The sequence below is a fragment of the Microbacterium deminutum genome (assembly GCF_039530205.1).
GTDB classification, from domain to species: domain Bacteria; phylum Actinomycetota; class Actinomycetes; order Actinomycetales; family Microbacteriaceae; genus Microbacterium; species Microbacterium deminutum.
The window spans coordinates 357,667-376,344 of record NZ_BAAAOG010000002.1; the positions used below are offsets into that span (position 1 = coordinate 357,667).

The 18,678-nt window shown below is 72.4% G+C and carries 15 protein-coding genes; all 15 read left to right on the forward strand.

Annotated features, from left to right (window positions below; all coding sequences use genetic code 11):
• Position 1: 1 nt before the first annotated feature.
• From ABD212_RS07895 to ABD212_RS07965, 15 genes are read left to right on the forward strand one after another with little or no spacing between them, the layout of a single operon-like run.
• The gene (locus tag ABD212_RS07895) at positions 2–778 is read left to right on the forward strand and encodes a hypothetical protein (RefSeq protein ID WP_344093117.1); all 777 of its coding nucleotides are present in this window, start codon (positions 2–4) and stop codon (positions 776–778) included.
• A complete protein-coding gene (locus ABD212_RS07900; protein ID WP_344093119.1) occupies positions 771–1,634 on the forward strand; it encodes a hypothetical protein in 864 nt (287 codons plus the stop codon). The genes ABD212_RS07895 and ABD212_RS07900 overlap by 8 nt, the downstream gene beginning before the upstream one ends.
• 3 nt (positions 1,635–1,637) lie before the next feature.
• A complete protein-coding gene (locus tag ABD212_RS07905; RefSeq protein WP_344093122.1) occupies positions 1,638–2,891 on the forward strand; it encodes a Pvc16 family protein in 1,254 nt (417 codons plus the stop codon).
• Positions 2,891–4,765, forward strand: coding sequence for an ATP-binding protein (locus ABD212_RS07910; protein WP_344093124.1), 1,875 nt, complete (start codon positions 2,891–2,893; stop codon positions 4,763–4,765). The genes ABD212_RS07905 and ABD212_RS07910 overlap by 1 nt, the downstream gene beginning before the upstream one ends.
• Positions 4,762–5,028 carry a hypothetical protein gene (locus ABD212_RS07915; RefSeq protein ID WP_344093126.1) on the forward strand — a complete coding sequence of 89 codons (267 nt, stop codon included), beginning with the start codon at positions 4,762–4,764 and terminating at the stop codon, positions 5,026–5,028. Before ABD212_RS07910 ends, ABD212_RS07915 begins: the two co-directional genes overlap by 4 nt.
• Entirely contained in the window at positions 5,025–5,720 is a 696-nt protein-coding gene (locus tag ABD212_RS07920; RefSeq protein ID WP_344093128.1) for a hypothetical protein, read from the forward strand. The genes ABD212_RS07915 and ABD212_RS07920 overlap by 4 nt, the downstream gene beginning before the upstream one ends.
• A 5-nt stretch (positions 5,721–5,725) precedes the next feature.
• On the forward strand, positions 5,726–6,001 hold the full coding sequence (locus ABD212_RS07925; RefSeq protein ID WP_344093130.1) for a hypothetical protein: 276 nt from the start codon (positions 5,726–5,728) through the stop codon (positions 5,999–6,001).
• A 1-nt stretch (position 6,002) separates the two neighbouring features.
• A complete protein-coding gene (locus tag ABD212_RS07930; protein WP_344093133.1) occupies positions 6,003–7,091 on the forward strand; it encodes a contractile injection system protein, VgrG/Pvc8 family in 1,089 nt (362 codons plus the stop codon).
• The gene (locus ABD212_RS07935) at positions 7,091–7,597 is read left to right on the forward strand and encodes a phage baseplate assembly protein V (RefSeq protein WP_344093136.1); all 507 of its coding nucleotides are present in this window, start codon (positions 7,091–7,093) and stop codon (positions 7,595–7,597) included. Before ABD212_RS07930 ends, ABD212_RS07935 begins: the two co-directional genes overlap by 1 nt.
• Positions 7,597–7,926 (forward strand): hypothetical protein, encoded by a 330-nt coding sequence (locus ABD212_RS07940; protein ID WP_344093138.1) that lies wholly within the window; start codon positions 7,597–7,599, stop codon positions 7,924–7,926. Before ABD212_RS07935 ends, ABD212_RS07940 begins: the two co-directional genes overlap by 1 nt.
• Positions 7,923–8,312: a GPW/gp25 family protein gene (locus ABD212_RS07945; protein WP_344093140.1), complete on the forward strand. Its 390-nt coding sequence runs from the start codon at positions 7,923–7,925 to the stop codon at positions 8,310–8,312. Before ABD212_RS07940 ends, ABD212_RS07945 begins: the two co-directional genes overlap by 4 nt.
• A 1-nt stretch (position 8,313) precedes the next feature.
• Positions 8,314–10,746 carry a baseplate J/gp47 family protein gene (locus ABD212_RS07950; protein ID WP_344093142.1) on the forward strand — a complete coding sequence of 811 codons (2,433 nt, stop codon included), beginning with the start codon at positions 8,314–8,316 and terminating at the stop codon, positions 10,744–10,746.
• Entirely contained in the window at positions 10,743–13,211 is a 2,469-nt protein-coding gene (locus ABD212_RS07955) for a baseplate J/gp47 family protein (protein WP_344093144.1), read from the forward strand. Before ABD212_RS07950 ends, ABD212_RS07955 begins: the two co-directional genes overlap by 4 nt.
• Positions 13,208–15,718, forward strand: coding sequence for a hypothetical protein (locus tag ABD212_RS07960; protein ID WP_344093146.1), 2,511 nt, complete (start codon positions 13,208–13,210; stop codon positions 15,716–15,718). The genes ABD212_RS07955 and ABD212_RS07960 overlap by 4 nt, the downstream gene beginning before the upstream one ends.
• Complete coding sequence (locus ABD212_RS07965; protein WP_344093148.1) at positions 15,703–18,672, forward strand: DUF6519 domain-containing protein; 2,970 nt, start codon at positions 15,703–15,705, stop codon at positions 18,670–18,672. The genes ABD212_RS07960 and ABD212_RS07965 overlap by 16 nt, the downstream gene beginning before the upstream one ends.
• The last annotated feature ends 6 nt before the right edge of the window (positions 18,673–18,678 follow it).

Sequence of the window (18,678 nt, forward strand, 5' to 3'; positions counted from 1 at the left end):
CATGCTCGTCCTCCCGATCTCCGGTGTGCAGGCGACGTGGCGCCCCGCGACGGGACGCGACGACATCGCCCTGGCGGACAGCGCGCGAGGGCTGCGCGGTGCCGTCGAGCACGTCGGGAACACCGTGGAGTTCTCATCGCAGCTGGATCCGATGGACCTGCCGGTGGGCGACGTCGACCTGCTGGTGCTCTGGCAGCGCCGGGAGCACCTCGGAGACACCATGGTGGCCGAGGGCCGGTGTGCGCGCTGCCATGAGCCGGTCGACGTGCGATTCAGCCTGGCTGCGTACGCCGCGCATCACCGGCCCCGGGCGAGCCGGCGCGCCGAAGCCGTGGGCGACGGGTGGTTCGCGCTGCGGGCGGGGGGAGCGACGTTCCGGCTGCCGACGGCTCGGGATGTCCTCTCGATCGATCCGTCAGCCGACGGCCGGGGCGCGCTGCTCGCACGGTGCGTGCGCGAACAGGTGCCCGCGGCCACAGCGCGGGCGGTCGAGTCGGCCATGGCGCGGCTGGCGCCGACGATGCGCACAGCGGTGACCGGCGTCTGCCCCGAGTGCGGCGCGGGATTCGAACTCGAGGTCGACGCCCGCGAGCTGTGCATGGCCGAACTGCGCCGGGAAGCCGTCACGGTGTACGACGACGTCAACCTCATCGCGACGGCGTACGGCTGGTCGCAGGACGACATCCTCGACCTGCCGTCGGCACGCCGCCGGCGCTACGCCGCCACGATCGCCGGTCGCTCGTCCGAGCTGCAGCAGAGGGAACTGGCCGATGCGTAGCACCCGGGGGTACCTCGACACGCTCGTGCGCTCGGCCCGGCCTCCGCGAGCGAGCGCGGACACGCGCGCCGCAGTCCAGCCGGAGTGGGGTCCGACGCGGCTCGTCGAGCCCGCCGACCTCCCGGTCCCGAGCGCGGGACCGCCCTCGGCGGCGCCCACGCACTCGGCCGAGGAACCGGCATCCCTTCCCGCACGGCCGCCAGCCCCGTTGCGTTCGGCACCGCAGGCACGAGAACCGGATGCCGCGCCGCGCCCCGCAGAGAACCCCGAGTCGCGGCGCAGCACCGGTGACGCACCGCGCCCGCAGCCGGTCGAGGCGGTCGCGCCATCGCCCGCTCGGCGCTCGAATCCCGCGGTGACCCGGGCGTCACAGCCGCCCGCCTTCGCAGGTCCCCCACGACCGGATACCCCGAGCGACGAGTCGCACCCCGCGCCCACTCCGGTCCGCGAGATCGCTCGGCCGGCATCCCTTCGCCTGCCTCCCGGCACCGAAGCGGCGCTCGAGCGTCTGGAACACCTCACGCGGCGGTTCGCGGCCGCGAACTTGCCCGCGCCCGAGGAGTCGGATCGCCGATCCGACGCGTCGCCAGAAGAAGTCGTGCGCGAGACGGACGCCGGGCGCGACCTGACCCCCCTCGTCCGCCTCGAGCCGGTGCCGACCCCTGAGCACGCACCCCCGGTGCCCCCACGCGAGCGTGTCGAGATCGGCAGCATCGAGGTTTTCGTGACGCAGCCGGCGAGCCCGGCGCCGGCGCCGGTCGCGGCATCCGTCCCGCCCGCCCGCCCGGCGACCCCGCCCGCCCCGCCAGGGCGCCTGAGCCGCCCCGCGCAGACCTACGGATTCGGGCAGGGCTGAACCGTGCGCGACCTGTCGATCGTCACCGACGCACTCCGCGACCTGCTCACGGACGCCCTCAACACGAGCCCGGTCTTCGGCGGCGGGCCGCCGCCCTTCTCGTTCACCGTGTCGGGTCAGCACCCGCAGAACCCCGGCGGGGCGGACTGCGAGCTGAACATCTACCTCTTCCACGTCGCCCCGAACAAGTACCTCGCGAACAGCTTCTGGTCGGCGGCCGCCCAGCATGGCACGACGCCCCCGATCGCGGCCGAGCCGCTCAGTCTCGATCTCTGGTACATGCTGTCGGCGCAGTCCAAGACGAGCTACGTCCAGGAGCAGCGGGTGCTCGGCATCGCGATGCAGTGCCTGCACGAGCACGCCGTGATCGAGCTGAACACGCCCACGCCGCTGCCCGGTGCGATCACTCCGAGCGAGGCGACGGTCGTGCTCGAGACCCCGAGCTTCGACGAGCTCAGCCGGCTGTGGCAGGCGTTCGGACTGCCGCTGCGGACGACCGCCCAGTACCGGGTCAGCGTGGTGTTCCTGACCCCCGACACGATCCCCGCCGACGAGCCGAACCCGGAGGTCGTGAACCTCGTCGCGGCACCCGGTGCGCTGGCCGAGAAGGCTCCGGCCCGGCTGTTCTCCACCCGCCGCACGCTCGTCTACACCGCGCCCGGCCCGGTGGATGAGTCGGTGCTGCTCTCACCCGCGACGACCGCACCGGCCCCGGGTCCTGCGGCGGCCGCGCAGGAGGTGGTGCTCGACGGCGCAGGAGTCCTCACGGGCGACCACGTCGTGCTGGTGTCGTATCCCGGCGGAGTCCGCACCGAGGATGACGTCACGGCGACCTGGCTGGCCGCCGGCGACCCCCCGTTCCGCCTCACCCCGCCCACCGGCGCCGGCGCGCCCGCTCCGGGGCGTCACGAGCTGCAGCTGACGCGACCGACGGAGCCGGGATGGCACTCCAACGCGGTGCCGCTGAACGTGGCCGCGTGGATCGATCCGGCCGGCGGCCCGCTGCTCACCCCGAACGGGTCGGGCATCTACACGCTGACGGTGCAGAACATCCCCGCGGCCGGGGTCGTGGTGCGTCTCGGCACGACGGTGCTCGCGCGCATCCCCGGCGGAGGGAGCCCGGGTGCCGGGGAGTGGCAGGCATCGGGCGGGCAGCTCACCTTCGCCGCGCCGGCGGGCACGCCGACCGGCACGCACCTCGTCGGCGTCCGCGCCAACGAGATCGAGTCCGACCCTGTGAAGTGGGCGGTGGTGTGATGCAGTGGCTCGAGGCGATCAGGCGGCTCGCCGCCCAGCATGTGGCCGCGCAGCGGCAGCACTGGAGCATGAACGGCGGCAGCATCCACGCGGCGATCGACGAGATCCTCGCACCCACCATCGCCGACGACATCGGCGAGGCCGAGGCAGAGGCGCGCGCCGCCATGGCCGCCGACGTCCGCTGGCACCGTCTCGTGTCGGCCCTCGATCTCACCGCACGGGATGCCGAGTGGCTCGCCGTGCTCGCCGCGTGCGAGCTCGACCCCCGGCTGACCCGGGTGCTCGGATACCTCGACGACACCGCCGTGCCCACCGCGCCGAGCCCGGCATCCGGGGCTCTGGTGTGGGCCTGGGCACCCGGCGAGTGGCCGGGCCCGGCATCCGCCGTCGCACGCTGGCAGCTGGCGACCCCCGTCGGTGCATGGCAGTCGACGACGCCGTGGGCGATGGATGCCGAGATCGCGGCGTTCCTCGCGGGGCGCGACGACTGGACCGGGCTGCGCGACGAGGTGCGCCCTGTCGACGTGGACGAGCGGGAGTGCCTGCATCCGGCACTGCTCGCCGAGATGCTCGCCGCCGTCCGCGAGGTCGACGGCGGCGCGGTCGCGGAGCTCGTCGGGCGTGCCGGGTCGGGGCGTCGCACGCTGCTCACGCAGCTCGCGACGGCGCTCGGCCTCACGCCGATCCAACTGGACGCGGGCTCCGGCGTGCGCGGCGTGCGGGCCGCACGGCTGCTGGACGGCGTGGGCATCGTCGCGGCGGGCGACGGCGACGTGGTGGCCACGGATGCCGAGCGCCTCACGTTCGTCGCATGCGAGAGCGCGCCCCGCGCCGCCGACGACACGATCCGGCTCCGGTGGGATATTCCGAGCCCGACGGCGGCGCAGCGACGGCGACTGTGGGCAGCGGCATCCGTCCACGACGAACCCGCCGCCGTCGCGGAATGGGACCTCACACCGGGCGAGATCGCGGCGGCCGCGCGGGCCGGCCTGGCCGCCGACCGCGTGCTCGGCGGGCGGGTGCGGGCCGGATCGCTCTCGACGATGCAGCCGCTGCCGCTGCCCTACTCGTGGGACGACCTCATCGTCGCCGAGCACGTCGGTGCGGCGCTGGAGCGACTCCTCGTCGAGGTGCGACTGCGCACCGAGGTGCTCGACGACTGGGAGTTCCGCCGCCTGGTGCCGGCGACCTCGGGGATCACGGCGCTGTTCGCCGGTCCGAGCGGCACAGGAAAGACGATGGCGACGCAGGTGCTCGCGCGCGAGCTGGGACTCGACCTCTTCCGCGTCGATCTCGCCACGGTCGTCAGCAAGTACATCGGCGAGACCGAGAAGCAGCTCGCTGCGGTCTTCGACGAGGCCGAGCGCAGCCGCATCCTCGTGCTGTTCGACGAGGCGGACGCCCTGTTCGGCCAGCGGACGAAGGTGCAGGACGCCCACGACCGCTACGCCAACATCGAGATCGACTACCTGCTGCAGCGCCTGGACTCGTTCGGCGGAATCGCGGTGCTCGCCACCAACCGCAAGAGCGACCTCGATCCGGCGTTCCTGCGGCGACTGCGGACGGTCGTGGACTTCGTCAGCCCGTCGGCGACGGAGCGGCTGCGGCTGTGGCGCTCCGCGCTGCCGACGCACACCTCCCACGGGGTCGCGGTGACCGAGGAGCTCGACCACGAATGGCTCGCCACCCACCTCGAGCTCACCGGCGCCGAGATCAAGACGATCGCACTCGGCGCCGCGTTCGACTCCCGCGAGGCGGGCCGGCTCATCTCGCTCGACGCGGTGCTCGAGGCATCCCGTCGCGAGCTCGGCAAGCGGGGCGCGGTGCTGCGGGTCGCCGCGCCGGCGCGCGTGGACACGGAGGTGGCCTCGTGAAGATCGACCGCCTGACGCTGCACACCGGACCGCTCACCGACCGCGAGGCCCACGAGCTCGCCCAGCTCGTCGCCGAGGCCGTGGCGACCCTGCCGCTGCCTCCCGCCGGCGCCGTCCGGGTGCAGGTGCCCGCACCCGCACAGGGCGGTGTCGCGAGTCTGCGCGACGCCATCGTCAAAGCCGTCGAGGCCGCATTCGTCGCCCGGGCCCCGGCCGCGGGGGGCGCAGGCCGCGCCGCGAACCCGGGCGGAGGCCGGTCATGAGCGGCTTCTACCTGCGCGGGGCGATCGTCGAGTTCATGCCGACACCGCTCATCCCGATCCCGAACATCATCGTCTTCCAGTACAACCCCGAGACGATGTCGCACGCGTGGACGCAGCCCGAGGCCCCGAAGGCCGGCCCCAACCAGACGACGACGAACCCGCTCGCCGTCGAGGGCAACCCCGGCGAGTCGTTCAGCTTCACCCTGTCGATGGATGCCGCAGACTCGATCGCCGACGGCGGGGCGTCCGGTGCGCTCGCCAGCGTGACAGGCATCGCCTCGCGGCTCGCCGCGCTCGAGATGCTGCTGTTCCCGTCATCCGACTCCGAGAAGGGACTGCTCGGGACCGTCACCGCCGCGCTGGGCGGAGGCGGCGCATCGCAGAAGCGGAAGGTTCCGGCATCCACCATCAACACCTGCCTGTTCGTGTGGGGACCTGGGCGCATCGTGCCGGTGCGGCTGACGGCCCTCACCGTCACGGAGCGGATCTACGACACCCTGCTCATTCCCGTCAAGGCCGAGGCGCAGGTCACGCTGCGCGCGCTCACCGACGAGGAGCTCAAGCACAACACCGACACCCTGAAGGACCTCGCCAACGTCGCCAACACCTACACGCACGGCCTGCGCCAGGCGCTCGCCGTCGCGAACCTCGTCAACGCCGCCGACTCGATCCTCGGCATGCTCCCCATCTGACGCCCATGTTCACCTCCAACAGTCGCTACGCCGCAGCCGGCACCTACCAGGTGACGCTCGCGGACGGCACCGTCGTAACTGTCACCCGCGCGCCGCGCCCCCGAGCGACGCGGCTCGTCGGGTGGCACCGGCGCGTCGACGACGAGCGGCTCGATGTGATCGCCCACCGGTTCACCCGCGACGCGACGCAGGCGTGGCTGCTGTGCGATGCGAACGACGCGATGTCGCCCGACGCTCTGGGCGTCCACGACGTCATCGGCATCCCGGATGCGGGCAAGTGACATGTCCGAGTACCAGCTGCTGTTCGAGGGCACGCCGGTCGACGACGACTTCTACGGGCAGATCAGCCGGCTCGAAGTCGAGGAGAACGCCGATCTGCCGGGCGCGATCTCCCTGACGCTGCCGGTGAGCGTCGCCGACGGCGAGCTGACGTTCGTTACCGACTCGCGGGTGGGTCCGTACGCGAACATCGCGGTGGTGGCGACGGCTCCGGATGCCGGCGACCAGTGCATCTTCGACGGCTACGTGCTGACGAACAAGGTCCACCTGCCGACCGGCACGGCGGGAGCGACCCTGGAGGTCTGGGGGCAGGACGCCACAGTCCTCATGGGCCTCACCGAGCGTGTCAAGGTCTGGTCCGGCATGAGCGACGCCGACGTCGCCGCGCAGATCCTCTCGAGCTACGAGTTCGCCGCCGACCCCTCGAACAGCAAAGAGCCGGGCCCGGTCCACAGCGAGGACGAGCACGCGCTCGTGCAGCGCGACTCGGATGCCGAGTTCCTCCGCCGCCTCGCCCGGCGCACCGGCCGGTGGTTCCGGGTCGTGAGCGCCGACAAGCCGGGTGCGCGCACCGGCGTCTTCGCGTCGCCGAGCCTCGACAAGCCTCCGGTGGCGACGATCGGCGTGACGGACCCCGCGACCTCCGCCGTGCCGGTGCTCGACTTCGCATGGGACGCCGCGCGCCCGACCACCGTGCAGACCCGCCAGGTGAGTCTCACCGACAACGATCAGGCCGGGGTGAGCGCCGACACGAGCGATTCCGGGCTGACGCTGCTCGACGAACGCGGACTCGCCGACTTCACCGGCAAGGAGCGCACCGTGGTGCTGACGGCGGCCGCCGACACGGCCGCACTGCCCGACCGCAGCGCCGGGCTGCTGCGCGAGACGGGCTGGTTCGTGCGCTGCGAGGGGACCGCCGACGTCAACGTGCTCAAGTGCGTGCTGCGCGTGGGGGATGTCGTCGAGCTCGAAGGCTGCGGGTCCCTGCTGTCGGGCAAGTACCTCGTCTGGAGCGTGCGGCACACCATCACGACGCAGGCCCACACGATGGCGTTCGCGCTGGTGCGCAATGCGCTGGGACCGGAGGGGTGATGTCGGACGAACTCCTGCACGACCTCGTGGATCAGCTGCGCAACCGGTACTACGGCAAGTACCGCGGCGTGGTCGTCGAGGTCGACGCGCCGCATATGCGGGTGAAGGCGACGGTTCCGGGCGTCCTCGCGGACGCCGAGGTCTGGTGCATGCCGTGCGTGCCGTACGCCGGACCGTCGGCGGGCTTCTGCTTCCTCCCCGATGTGGGCGCGGGCGTCTGGATCGAGTTCGAGCGGGGGGATGTCGAGTTCCCCATCTGGACCGGGTGCTACTGGTTCCAGGACGAGATCCCCGACGACGCCAAGCCCGCGGTGCGGGTCATCGTGACGGCATCCGGAAGCAAGCTGATCTTCGACGACGACGCGGGAGAGATCCGGCTCGAGGACGCCAACGGCGCCAGCATCGTCTTCGACTCGTCCGGGGTGACGACCAAGCGCGACTCGTCGTCGGTCGCGGTCTCGTCCTCGAGCGTCTCGGTGAACGACGGCGCACTGGAGGTGTCGTGATGGGCACGTTCCTCACCGCGTCCGCGACCCTCATGTGCCCGCACGGCGGGAAGGTCTCGCCTGTGCCCGGCACGACGCAGGTGCGGATAGGAGGCGAGCCCGTCGTGCTCTCGGGCGACACGTTCCCGATCGGGGGCTGCGCGTTCAACGTCGCCGGCGCCCCGCATCCATGCCTGACTGTCCAGTGGATCGTCACCGCCCAGCGCAGCAAGATGGTGCAGGACCAGCCGCTCACGACCGACAGCGTCGGTCTCTGCCAGGCCGGTGACAAGGCCGTGCAGGGGCCGGTGCAGATCGTCAGCACGCAGACGAAGGCGAGCGGGCTGTGATCAGGCACGACTACGCGCATCCGCTGCGCATCGACGAAGCCTCGCACCAGGTGGCCCGGGCCGACTACCCGCGACACGTCAGTCAGCTGGTGAAGCAACTGCTGCTGACGAGCCCCGGCGAGCGCGTGTGCCTGCCGGAGTTCGGATGCGGTCTCCGGCGGCTCGTCTTCGCGCCCCAGTCGGACGCCCTGCAGGCGACCGTGAGGCTGCAGGTGCAGCAGTCCATCGCCCGGTGGCTCCGCGACCAGGTGGAGCTGCTCGACGTCGAGGTGGTGCTCGGGGCGACGCCCGGGAGCGGGATCGACGAGGGCGCCATGCTCGTCACCGTCTCGTACTCCCTCGTCGAGACACGCACGCCAGACAGCGTGACGGTGGAGGTGCGCTGACATGCCCGATCGCCTCGCCGACCTCATCTCGCTGAACACCCGCAACGGGATCGACTTCATCGAGATCGGCAACCCGGCCCAGACCGAGCTGCGCGTCCACTTCCTCACGACCGTCGTCGTCGAGGGCACTCTCGTGGGCACGACCCCGGTCACCATCACGGGGGGCGAGACGGTGCCGACCGTGCCCGTCGGCCCGATCGTGGCGGCGGACTGGTCGACGGATGACGCGGGCCGGCCGATCCTGACGGTGCGGACGCCGTTCCCCGGTGACTTCTCGCACTACCGGCTTGCCATCGCGAGCGCGGCGCTTGACCCCTTCTATGCCGGCATCCTGTTCACTTTCAAGGCGGGATGCCCGTCGACCCTGGACTGCGCGGCGAAGGACGAGTGCGAGACCGACGACGCCCCGAGCCCGGTGATCGACTACCTCGCGAAGGACTTCACGAGCTTCCGCACGGCGCTCCTGGACTACTCGGCGAGCGCGTACCCGCAGTGGGTCGAGCGCGACGAGCCCGATGTCGGGGTGATGCTCATCGAGCTGCTCAGCGCCGTCGGCGACGACCTGTCGTACCTGCAGGATCGCATCACGGGCGAGGCCTCGCTCGCCACCGCGACGCAGCAGGTCTCGGCGGTGCGGCACGCCCGGATGGTCGACTACGAGCCGGCTCCCGCGACGTCGGCGCAGGTGATCGTCCAGGTGGATGTCGCCATCCCGGGCCTCTCTCGCGGACTCACCGTATCGGCGGGCCTGCCGGACGGCCAGGTGATCCCGTTCGAGCTCGGCGGCCCGATGCTCGATCCTGACACGGGAGCGCTGCGCATCGATGCGCTGCCCGTGGATCCGCGGTGGAACCGGTACGACTACATGGCGACCCCGAGCGCGCGCATCACGCCCTACTGGTGGGACGACGCGCTGGTGTGCCTGCCGCCCGGGTCGACCGAGATGTGGGTGAGGGGGCAGGGCTATGGATTCCTGGTGGGCGACCCGCGGGAAGGGACCCGGGGGCTGGCCCTGCTGATCGACACCGCAGCCCCGACGGCGGCCGACCCGCCGGTGCGCGAGGTCGTGCACCTCACGGGGGCGTTCGAGGAGGAGGATCCGCTCTACGGAGTGCTGCTGACCCGCCTCACCTGGGATGCCTCCGAAGCGCTGGCTTCCGAGCACGCACAGGACCGCACCATGCTCGCGGGAAACCTCGTCCCGGCCGTCGAGGGCCGCCGATACACGGAGCAGTTCGTGATCGAGCCGGATCCCGCCGGAGTCGACGCCCCGTCGGCCGCGGTGGTGCGCAGCGGTCCGGATGCCGGATGCGAGGACGCCACCCCGCAGTACCTGCACACTCTCGACGCCGGGATCCTGGCGTGGGTGATCGACCCCGAGCTGCGCGACGAATCGGTGCGCCTGCCCGAGATCGTGGTGGTCGAACTGCCCGAGACCGCCGAGGACACGGCGCAGACCTGGCGGTGGCGTCGATCGCTGCTGGATGCCGACCTGTTCGAGCAGGCGTACACGGTCGACCCCGTGGCCTATCGCGACCTGCGGCGCTCGCCGGCCGCCCTGCCCTGGTTCGAATACGACGGCGATGACGGCGACTCGGTGCGCTTCGGCGACGGCGTCTTCGGCGAGCTGCCTCCGACGGGAGCGCGGTTCGAGGTCACCTACCGGACGACCGCCGGCGCCGTCGGCAATGTCGCCGCGGATGCCATCACGATCGTCGGCGACGACCTTACCGGCATCGTGCTCGGTGCGACCAACCCGTTCCCCGCGGCCGGTGGCGAGGACCGCGAGACGATCTGGCACATCCGCGACAACGCCCCGCAGGCCTTCCGCGCCCGCCAGTTCCGCGCCGTGCGCGCCGAGGACTACACCGCGACCGCGAAGGAGCTGCCGTGGGTGCTGGATGCCGGCACCAGGGTGCGCTGGACCGGAAGCTGGCTGAGCGTGTTCACGACGGCGCAGCCGCCGACCGGCGAAGCGCCCTCGATCGCCGAGACGAGCGAGCTCATCGAGCTGCTCGACCGGCGCCGGCTCGCCGGCTACGACGTGCACACGCCCGCCCCGCGATACGTGGGGCTGGACCTGGTGGTGGGCGTCTGCGCGCTGCCCGGCGCACTGCGCGGCGAGGTCGAGGCTGCGGTCCTCGACGAGCTCGGCACCGGGGTGACCTGCGACGGCCGGCTCGGATTCTTCGCGCCGGGCGGCCTGCGATTCGGCGCGCCACTCGAGCGCAGCGAGCTCGAGGCCGCGATCCAGCGCGCATCGGGCGTCGACGGGGTCGTCGCCATCGAGTACCGGCGCCGCGGCTACGTGCCGTGGTACCTGCCGATGCCCGAAGTCGTCACCGTCGGCGCCGACGAGATCCTGCGGGCCGACAACGATCCGAGCCGGCCGGACCGCGGCTCGGTGCGCGTCGTCGTGAAGGGGGTGGCGTGATGGGCTGCGCGTGCGGCTGCGGCTGCGGCGGCGAGTGCGGCGTCGCTCCGACCCGGTTCCCGATCTCGAATCCGGCGGGGGCCGACAGCATCGCCTACCGCAGCGGTACCTTCCCGACGTTCCGTCGCGCCCTGCTGCACCAGCTCGAGGGCGAGCGTGAACTCGCCAACTGGCGCCCGAGCGCCCGCGACGATCTCGGTCTGCAGCTCGTGGATGCCTGGGCGTACATCGCCGACATCCTCACGTTCTACAACGAGCGGTATGCGAACGAGCACTACCTGCGCACGGCGGCCCTGCCCGAGCGGGTGGCCGCCCTGGTGGGTCTGCTCGGGTATCGCCCGAGGCCGGCGATCGCGGCCACTGGTCGCCTCGCCGTCATCGCGGCTGGACCGGGCCCTCTCGTGGTTCCGAAAGGGGTCGCGATCGCCAGCAAGGCGAGCCCCGGCATCCTGTCGCAGACATTCGAGGTCGACGAGGCGGTCCGCTTCGAGCGCCCCACGAGCGTCCCCGCGCCGTCGGCGAGCCTCACGGCCGTGCCGCCGCTCGCCGGCCCGCCGGCGTCGGCTCCGCCCGGCACCGCCGAGGTGCCGCCCCAGCCGCGGCTCGTCGCGCGCGGCGGGGTGCTGCTCAAGGGCGCGCAGACGCTGCGCACGGGTGAGCGTCTGCTGCTCGTGACACGCACATGGGCGAGCGCCGACTCGCCGGCCGTCGTGGTGAAGGTGACCGGAACCGCGGCCGAGGCCGACGCGCACGGACGCAAGAACACGCGGGTGCTGCTCGAAGGCACCGCCGACCTGCCGTCCAACGCGGCGGCCGGCGACTACCGGCTGCTGCGGGGATCGCGTGTCGGCCACCTGACGACGCTCCCCGCGGGAGCGGCGGCCGTCACGTCGGGCGGTCTGGTGCTCGATGCCCCCGCCCGCCACCTCGCGGCCGGCGATCCCCTCCTCGTCGAGGTGCCCGGCGCGGGTGTCGGCAAGAGCCCCGGCATCGGGTTCGACATCGTCCGGCTCACCGACTACGCCGAGGTGCTCTGGTACGCCAACGCCCTCGCTGCGACCCCGACGGTGCCGCCGACCGGCGACACCCCCGGCATCCCGCTCCAGGTGGCTCAGCTGAGCGTTCAGCCCCACAGCGGCGTCAGCCTGACGGCCCGCTACGGCTCGTCGGTTGCCAAGGTCGCCGTCCACAGCGGCTGGCAGGAGGTCGGCACGCTGCTCGATACGCCAGTCGCGGTGCTCGCGACGGCCGCCGCGTCGGTCACGCTGGCTTCTCCGCCCGCCGCGGCGCCCGGCGTCGCCGCGAAGGCGCTCGTCGAGGATGCGACCGGCGTCGGCGCCGAAGTGAGCGCGGTGCCCGTCGCGGGCACCAGCACGGTGTCGCTCGCGGGTCCGACGTCGGGACTGCAGGCGCCGCTGCGGCTGCTGTGGGACGTCATCGAGGTGAGCCGGGGCGCGACCGTGCGAGACGAGGAGCTGGGGCGGGGGGATGCCGCAGCCCGCAGTCAGGACTTCGCGCTCGCGAAGTCGCCGGTCACCTTCCGCGCCGACTTCCCCGGCAGGTCGGGCGACGGATACTCCTCAACGATCGAACTCGTCGTCGAGGGGCAGCGGTGGACGGAGGTGCGGACCCTGTACGGGCGGGGCGCCGCCGAGACCGTTTTCTCGACGTGGAACGACGCCGAGGGGCATACGCACGTGCGGTTCGGCGACGGGATCACAGGGCGCCGGCTGCCCAGCGGGGCCGTCGTCACGGCGACCTACCGCGTCGGCGCCGGAGCGGCCGTCCCGCCGCCCGGAGCCCTGACGCAGCTGCTGTCGACCGTGCCGAACCTGCGCGGCGTCCGAAACCCGGTGGCGCCCGGCGGCGGCTCGGACGCGCAGCCGGCGTCCGAGCTGAAGACGCTCGCGCCGCGCTCGGTGCTGACCTTCGGCCGGGCGATCTCGGGCGATGACTACGCCGCCGTCGCGGCCGCCGCGCCGGGGGTCTCGCGAGCGACCACGGTGTGGGGGTTCGACTCCGTCGAGCAGCGCCCCGCCGTCCGCGTGTACGTCGGGGACGATGCTGCCGCGGTCGACTCCGCCCGATCGGCGCTTCGCGCGCAGGCGGATCCGAACCGGCCTCTCATCGTGCTGCCCGCCGTCAAGGTGCCCGCCGCGCTGCGGGTCGTGCTGACCGTCGACCCGCGCTTCGTCATCGCACCGGTCGTCGACGCAGCGCGCGAGGCCGTGCTGCGCGAGCTGTTCTCGCCGGGCGCACTCGCCCTCGGCGAGATGCTCTACCGGAGCGAGATCGAACGCGTGCTGACGGACGTGCCCGGGGTCCTCGCGAGTCGCCAGCTGCGCTTCTACTGGATCCGGGCCGGACTGCACATCTCGGCCGGACCCCGCTTCCACCCGGGCGACGGCGGATTCTTCGCCGTCCTTCCGCAGCTCGTCCTGCTCACCGGGGAGGCGGCACCGTGACGATCCCCGACGCCTACGAGGAGCGCTATGCGGCGAAGCTGTGGAGCCTCCTTCCCGAGCACCACCGCGCCGCCGACAGCGAGACGATCGACGCGGCAGGCCCGCTCCAGGAGCTGCTCACCCGGATCGGCTGGTCGGTGGCCGATGTCCGCCGCAGCATCGACCGGCTGTGGGAGGACCAGTCGATCGAGACCGCCGACAGCTGGGTGATCCCCTACCTCGCGGACCTGCTCGCGACGCGGCTGGTACCCGCCATGGACGCGCGCGGCCAGCGGCTGGACGTGTTCAACACGATCTCGTACCGACGGGCGAAAGGGACCGTCCAGCTGCTCGAGCGGCTGGCGAACGACGTGACCGGATACGACGTCCGCGTGATCGAGTTCTTCCGCGCTCTCGGGCGCACGCGTCACGGCCTGGACCCGGCGATCGGGCGCCCCGCCGACTCGGCCGATCCGGTCGGTGCGCGGCGCCTGCAGCAGCTCGAACGGCTGACCGGACCTCGAACCGGAACGCCGGCCGGCGGCTGGGCGGACCTGCGCGACACGCTCGGGGCGACCCTTGTCGGCACGGCGTTCGACGAGTACCACCACCACGCGGACGTGCGGATCGGGCGCGGCGACTTCGGGTGGTACAGCATCCCGAAGGCCGGCTTCTTCCTGTGGCGCACCGTCTCGCTCGGCGTCGATCGCGCGACACCGGTGCCCGTCGCCGGGTGTGCGGGGCACTACTCGTTCGATCCGACGGGGCGTCTGATCCCGCTCTTCCTCGCCGCGCGCCGCGGCGCCAATGACTACGGCGAGAGCTGGCTGCCCGTGCCGCTGTGGCAGCTGCCGACACCCCTCACCGAGCCCTTGTGGGAGGCGATCCTCGATTCCGCGGATCCCTTCCACGCCGACGCGGCCGACACCTGGCCGCTCTCGCTCTCGGTGCGCCCGGCCGCCGGCGGCGCTCCGCTCGATGTCGGCCAGGTGCGGGTGTGGCCCGAGGTCGGCCGGTTCCAGGTGCTGCCCGGCGGACCCGCCGACGTCGAGGCGGGCTACCACCACGGACTGTTCTCGCGGATCGGCGCCGGACCCTACGACCGTCGGCGGCCCGGCATCCGTCGCGCTGTCGATCCGCTGCCTCGCTCCCGCATCGAAGGCGGCTCCGCGATCGCGCTGCCCGGCGCCGTTGCCGCGCTGTCGGGTCAGGGCACAGTCATCGTCGGCGATGGCCGGACGCTCAGCGCGACGGCGGATGTGCCCGCGATCCGAGACGTGGCGATCCGCGCGGAGGACGGCGAGCGCGCCGTGATCCGCGCGGCAGGAGGCGCCGAGTGGGCGTTCACCGGCGACGGTGGTCGGCTGCGGCTGGAGGGTCTGCTCGTGAGCGGCACCGACATCGTGCTCCGCGGCGACTTCACGGAGGTCGTGATCTCGTGCTGCACGCTCGACCCCGGTGGTTCGGGCGCGCTGCACACCCCGCCCGTCGTGTGGGACTCCGCCGTCGACGGGCGCGAACTCGTCGCCTCGACACTGTGGATCGAGGGCACCATCGACTCGCTCGTGATCGACCGTTCGATCACCGGTCCGATCCGCACCCGGACGACCGGGCTCGTGGATCGCCTCACGGCGACCGATTCCGTCATCCAGGGCCTGCCGACCGAGCTGGCGGGCGACCTGGACGGCCTCCGGGATGCCGACTCGATCGTGAGCGCGCTGCGGTTCGGCCGCGACCCGCTGAGCGCCTGGCTGGCGGGGCAGCTCGATGCCGCGACATCCGCAGCCGTCGCCGCGCACGACGAGAACACCCCCGTCTCATCGGCCACGGCAGCACTCGTGACGACGGCTCTTCAGGGCATCGTCGACGGCCCGCTGATCTGGGATGCCGCGCGCTTCCACGAGCGCACCCTCAGCGCGGCGACGCTCGACGCGGTCGCCTCGCCGCCGGCCGATGCCGCGGCCCTGCGCGCGCTCAACCGCCTGCTGCTCGCCGAGGCGTTCCCGTCGGGGCTGGCGGATGCCGCGCTCGCGCTCGACGCGGGTCTGACGCAGCTCGACCGCTGCACGGTGCTCGGCCGCGCGTACGTGCACCGGCTGGAGTGCAGCGAGTCGATCCTCGACGACATCGCCATCGTGCGCGACGCGCAGGACGGCTGCGTGCGCTTCTCGGCGTGGTCGACCGGAAGCCGCCTGCCGCGCCGCTACGAATCCGTCGAGCTCGCTCCCGGCGCGCCCGTCATGGTGAGTCGCCGCTACGGCGAATGGGGCTACGCCCAGCTGTCGGACGGCGCGGACTCGGCGATCCTGAGCGGCAACACGAGCACGACGCCGACGGTGCTGAGCGGCAGCCGCGAACGCTCCGAGATGGGCGTGTTCTGCCGCGATCTGGCATCCGTGAAGGACCGTTCCCTGCTGATCAAGGCCCAGGAATACCTGCCGGTCGGGGTCGCGCCCGTGCTGATCCATCTGCCCGAGGCCGATCCGGTCGGCGAACTGACGAGAGGGAGACCATGGCCACCGATGTAGCCCGCCTGTCCTTCGACCCCGCACGGCGCTACCGGGGCGTGGTCGCCCAGCAGGGCCGGGTGAGCCTCGAGGCCGAGGCGAACGAGCAGCGCACCATCGACATCGAAGAGCAGCGCGCCGAGGTGATCGACATCGTCGGCCCCGTCGGAACCCCTGACGACGGCTACGCCGTCAGCTCCGGCACCGGGTTCGAGCTCACCATCGGTCCCGGCACCATGTACGTGGGCGGCTGGCGGGTCACGCTCGCCGAAGCCCTCGGTGACTATCACCAGCCCGACTGGCTGGACCGGCCGCGCGGCTGGAAGGAGACCGGGCGCGAGCACGTGCTGCTGACGGTCACCGAGACCGACGTGACGGCGGTCGAGGATCCGGCACTGTACGAAGTCGCCCTCGGCGGCCCCGACGGAGCGGCGCGCTCACGTCTGCTGCAGCACATCGAGCGGCACGAGACGGATGCCGCGACCTGCGCCGACGCCATCGCCGAGGACATCAAGCACTGGCTGCAGGAGGGCTTGCGCTACGACCCAGAGACGGCCGCGCTGCTGTCGGACTCGCGGCTGCTGGTGACGTGGGAAGCGGATCCCGCACCCCCCGATCCCTGCGAGCCGACCAGCACGGGCGGCTACCTGGGCGCTGAGAACCAGCTGCTCCGCGTACAGCTCACCCGGATCGCCGAGAACGGGCGGTTCGACATCGTGTGGGGCTACGACGACGCGTCGTTCCTGTATCGCGTCACCGCCGATGCGAGCACCAACCCGGTGCTGACCCTCGACCGCTCGCCCGCCGACGACTTCCATCGCCCCCGCGCCGGGCAGGCCGTGCAGGTCCTGCGGGCGACGGCGGAGCTCGCGAGCACCGACGCGCAGGTCGAGGGCTACGTCGCCGCGCTCGCCGGACAGGTCGGCGTGCTCACGGCGCCCTATGACCCCGATCTGAAGACCGTCACCTTCCCGGCCCCCCTCCCGTCCGCCTACACCGACGGAGATCAGACGCCTCAGCTGTATCTGCGGGTGTGGGAGGAGCAGATCACGGATGCCGAGCTCGGCCAGCCGATCCGGCTCGGGTCGACCGGGGTCCAGGTCACGATCACCGCCGACGCCGGCGGGAACCTGCACGTCGACGACTTCTGGTGCATCGGGGTTCGCCCCTCCACGCCGACCGCGGTGTATCCCGCCCGGCTACTGCGGACGCCGCAGCCTCCCGACGGTCCGCGCCAGTGGGTCGCGCCGCTCGCCGTGATCGAGTGGCGGGAGCGCGAGTTCGACATCCTCGAGGACTGCCGGCATCCGTTCCAGCCGCTGACCGAACTGGACGAGTCCGGGTGCTGCACGATCGAGGTGCGTCCGTCGCACGCCGCGGACGGCACGCTTCAGGCGCGCATCGACCGCGCCGTGGCCGGCCGCACGATCGCCGAGCGGGGTGACCGGGTGAAGGTCTGCTTCACGCCGGGACGGTATGAGCTGCTGCGGCCGATCATCCTGACCCAGCGCCACTCGAACCTGACCCTCGACAACTGCAACGAGGCTGCCGTGCTCGCGGTGCGCCGTGGCAGCGAGAAGGCCTTCGGGCACGGGATGATCATCCTCGTCGACGCCGACAACATCACCGTCAGCGGGCTCGAGTTCGAGCTGCCGCAGATCCCGGCGGTGCTCGCCCGCGTGAGCGGCACGACAGGCGGTCTCCTCGATCGCGAGGCGGTCCGCGGGATCAACGCGGAACAGGCGAACCGGTGGGTGTCGATCGGCGTGCGCGCCATCAACTGCGCCGTCCTCGCCGTCCGTCGGTGCCTCTTCCGCTTCACGGTGGGCGAGCACCAGACCGAACCCGAGGACGCGCAGACCATGCCGCGCAACGTCTTCGGCGTCGGGGTGTTCGCGGCCGGCGGCGCATGGGGCTTCGAGCTCACCGGCAACCGGTTCCTGCACGACCCGACGACTCCCGTCGCCGCGGACGGGCCGTTCCACCTGCTCGTCGGGTACCTCCTCACCCAGACCGCGCTGAGCCGGTCGGGCACGAGCGTCAGTCTCGGCGCATCGCGACTCCCCGGCCTCCTCGACGCCGCGCTCATCGCGGGCAACGAGTTCCGGGGCCTGTCCGCGGCCGTGCTCGTCGCGGCGGGGATCGGTGACATCCGGGTGTGGGACAACGTCGTGAGCCAGTGCTACGGCGGGCTCTGGTTCCTCGACGCCGCGGCGCTCTTCGCCGCGAGCAAGGTCGATCCCGCCGCCCCCGGCGGGGGGCTCGCGACTGCGGCCTCCGCAGGGTCGGACTCCGTGCTGCTGCGGATCCTGGTGCTCGCAATGGTCTACCCGCTGCCGGATGTCGCGAGCCGGCCCTCTCGCGGAGTGCTCACGTTCACCGGCGCGGCGCTGACCAGGCTGCGCGAGGCCTCGAACCGCGCGGAGGGCCTCGTCGCCGACCGCTTCATGTCCCGGATCGCCGGCGAGCAGCCCGACGCGCCCGCCGTCGCCACGGCCAGGGTTGCGGTCTCACCGAACGTGCTCGCCGCGTGGCGGGGCCTCGCGACGCTCAACCGCCTCGATCCGAAGCTGACCGCGAGGGCGGGCGGCGAGGAGAAGAGCCTTCCGGCGGCGGTCGGGATCCAGCGCAACACCGTCGACTGTGCCGCGCCCGACGCCGGCCCGACCGGCTTCGCGCTGATCTTCATCGCCGCGGCATCCGAGACGGGCGACGCCTCGGTCACCGTCACCGGCAACCGCTTCACGAGCCCCGACACCCTCATCGTCGCCGCGGTCAGCGGCGCAGGCGCCGCGAGCGTGACGGGCAACATCGTCGCGTCGAGGGGCGGCGACAGCCCGATCGCGCTCGCGGTCCTCGCGACGCAGGCGGCGGCGATCACCGGGAACGTCGTGATCGGCCGTGCCCTGCTTCCACCGCGGACCCTCCCGGCGCCGCTCGACACCTGGCTGCCGTTCAACGAGATCTCGCTGTGAGCGAGC

Bases quoted from the DNA above. Each gene is read 5' to 3' on its own strand.
- ABD212_RS07895 (WP_344093117.1), top strand. From the start codon at position 2: ATGCTCGTCCTCCCGATCTCCGGTGTGCAGGCGACGTGGCGCCCCGCG.
- ABD212_RS07900 (WP_344093119.1), top strand. From the start codon at position 771: ATGCGTAGCACCCGGGGGTACCTCGACACGCTCGTGCGCTCGGCCCGG.
- ABD212_RS07910 (WP_344093124.1), top strand. From the start codon at position 2,891: ATGCAGTGGCTCGAGGCGATCAGGCGGCTCGCCGCCCAGCATGTGGCC.
- ABD212_RS07920 (WP_344093128.1), top strand. From the start codon at position 5,025: ATGAGCGGCTTCTACCTGCGCGGGGCGATCGTCGAGTTCATGCCGACA.
- ABD212_RS07925 (WP_344093130.1), top strand. From the start codon at position 5,726: ATGTTCACCTCCAACAGTCGCTACGCCGCAGCCGGCACCTACCAGGTG.
- ABD212_RS07930 (WP_344093133.1), top strand. From the start codon at position 6,003: ATGTCCGAGTACCAGCTGCTGTTCGAGGGCACGCCGGTCGACGACGAC.
- ABD212_RS07935 (WP_344093136.1), top strand. From the start codon at position 7,091: ATGTCGGACGAACTCCTGCACGACCTCGTGGATCAGCTGCGCAACCGG.
- ABD212_RS07940 (WP_344093138.1), top strand. From the start codon at position 7,597: ATGGGCACGTTCCTCACCGCGTCCGCGACCCTCATGTGCCCGCACGGC.
- ABD212_RS07950 (WP_344093142.1), top strand. From the start codon at position 8,314: ATGCCCGATCGCCTCGCCGACCTCATCTCGCTGAACACCCGCAACGGG.
- ABD212_RS07965 (WP_344093148.1), top strand. From the start codon at position 15,703: ATGGCCACCGATGTAGCCCGCCTGTCCTTCGACCCCGCACGGCGCTAC.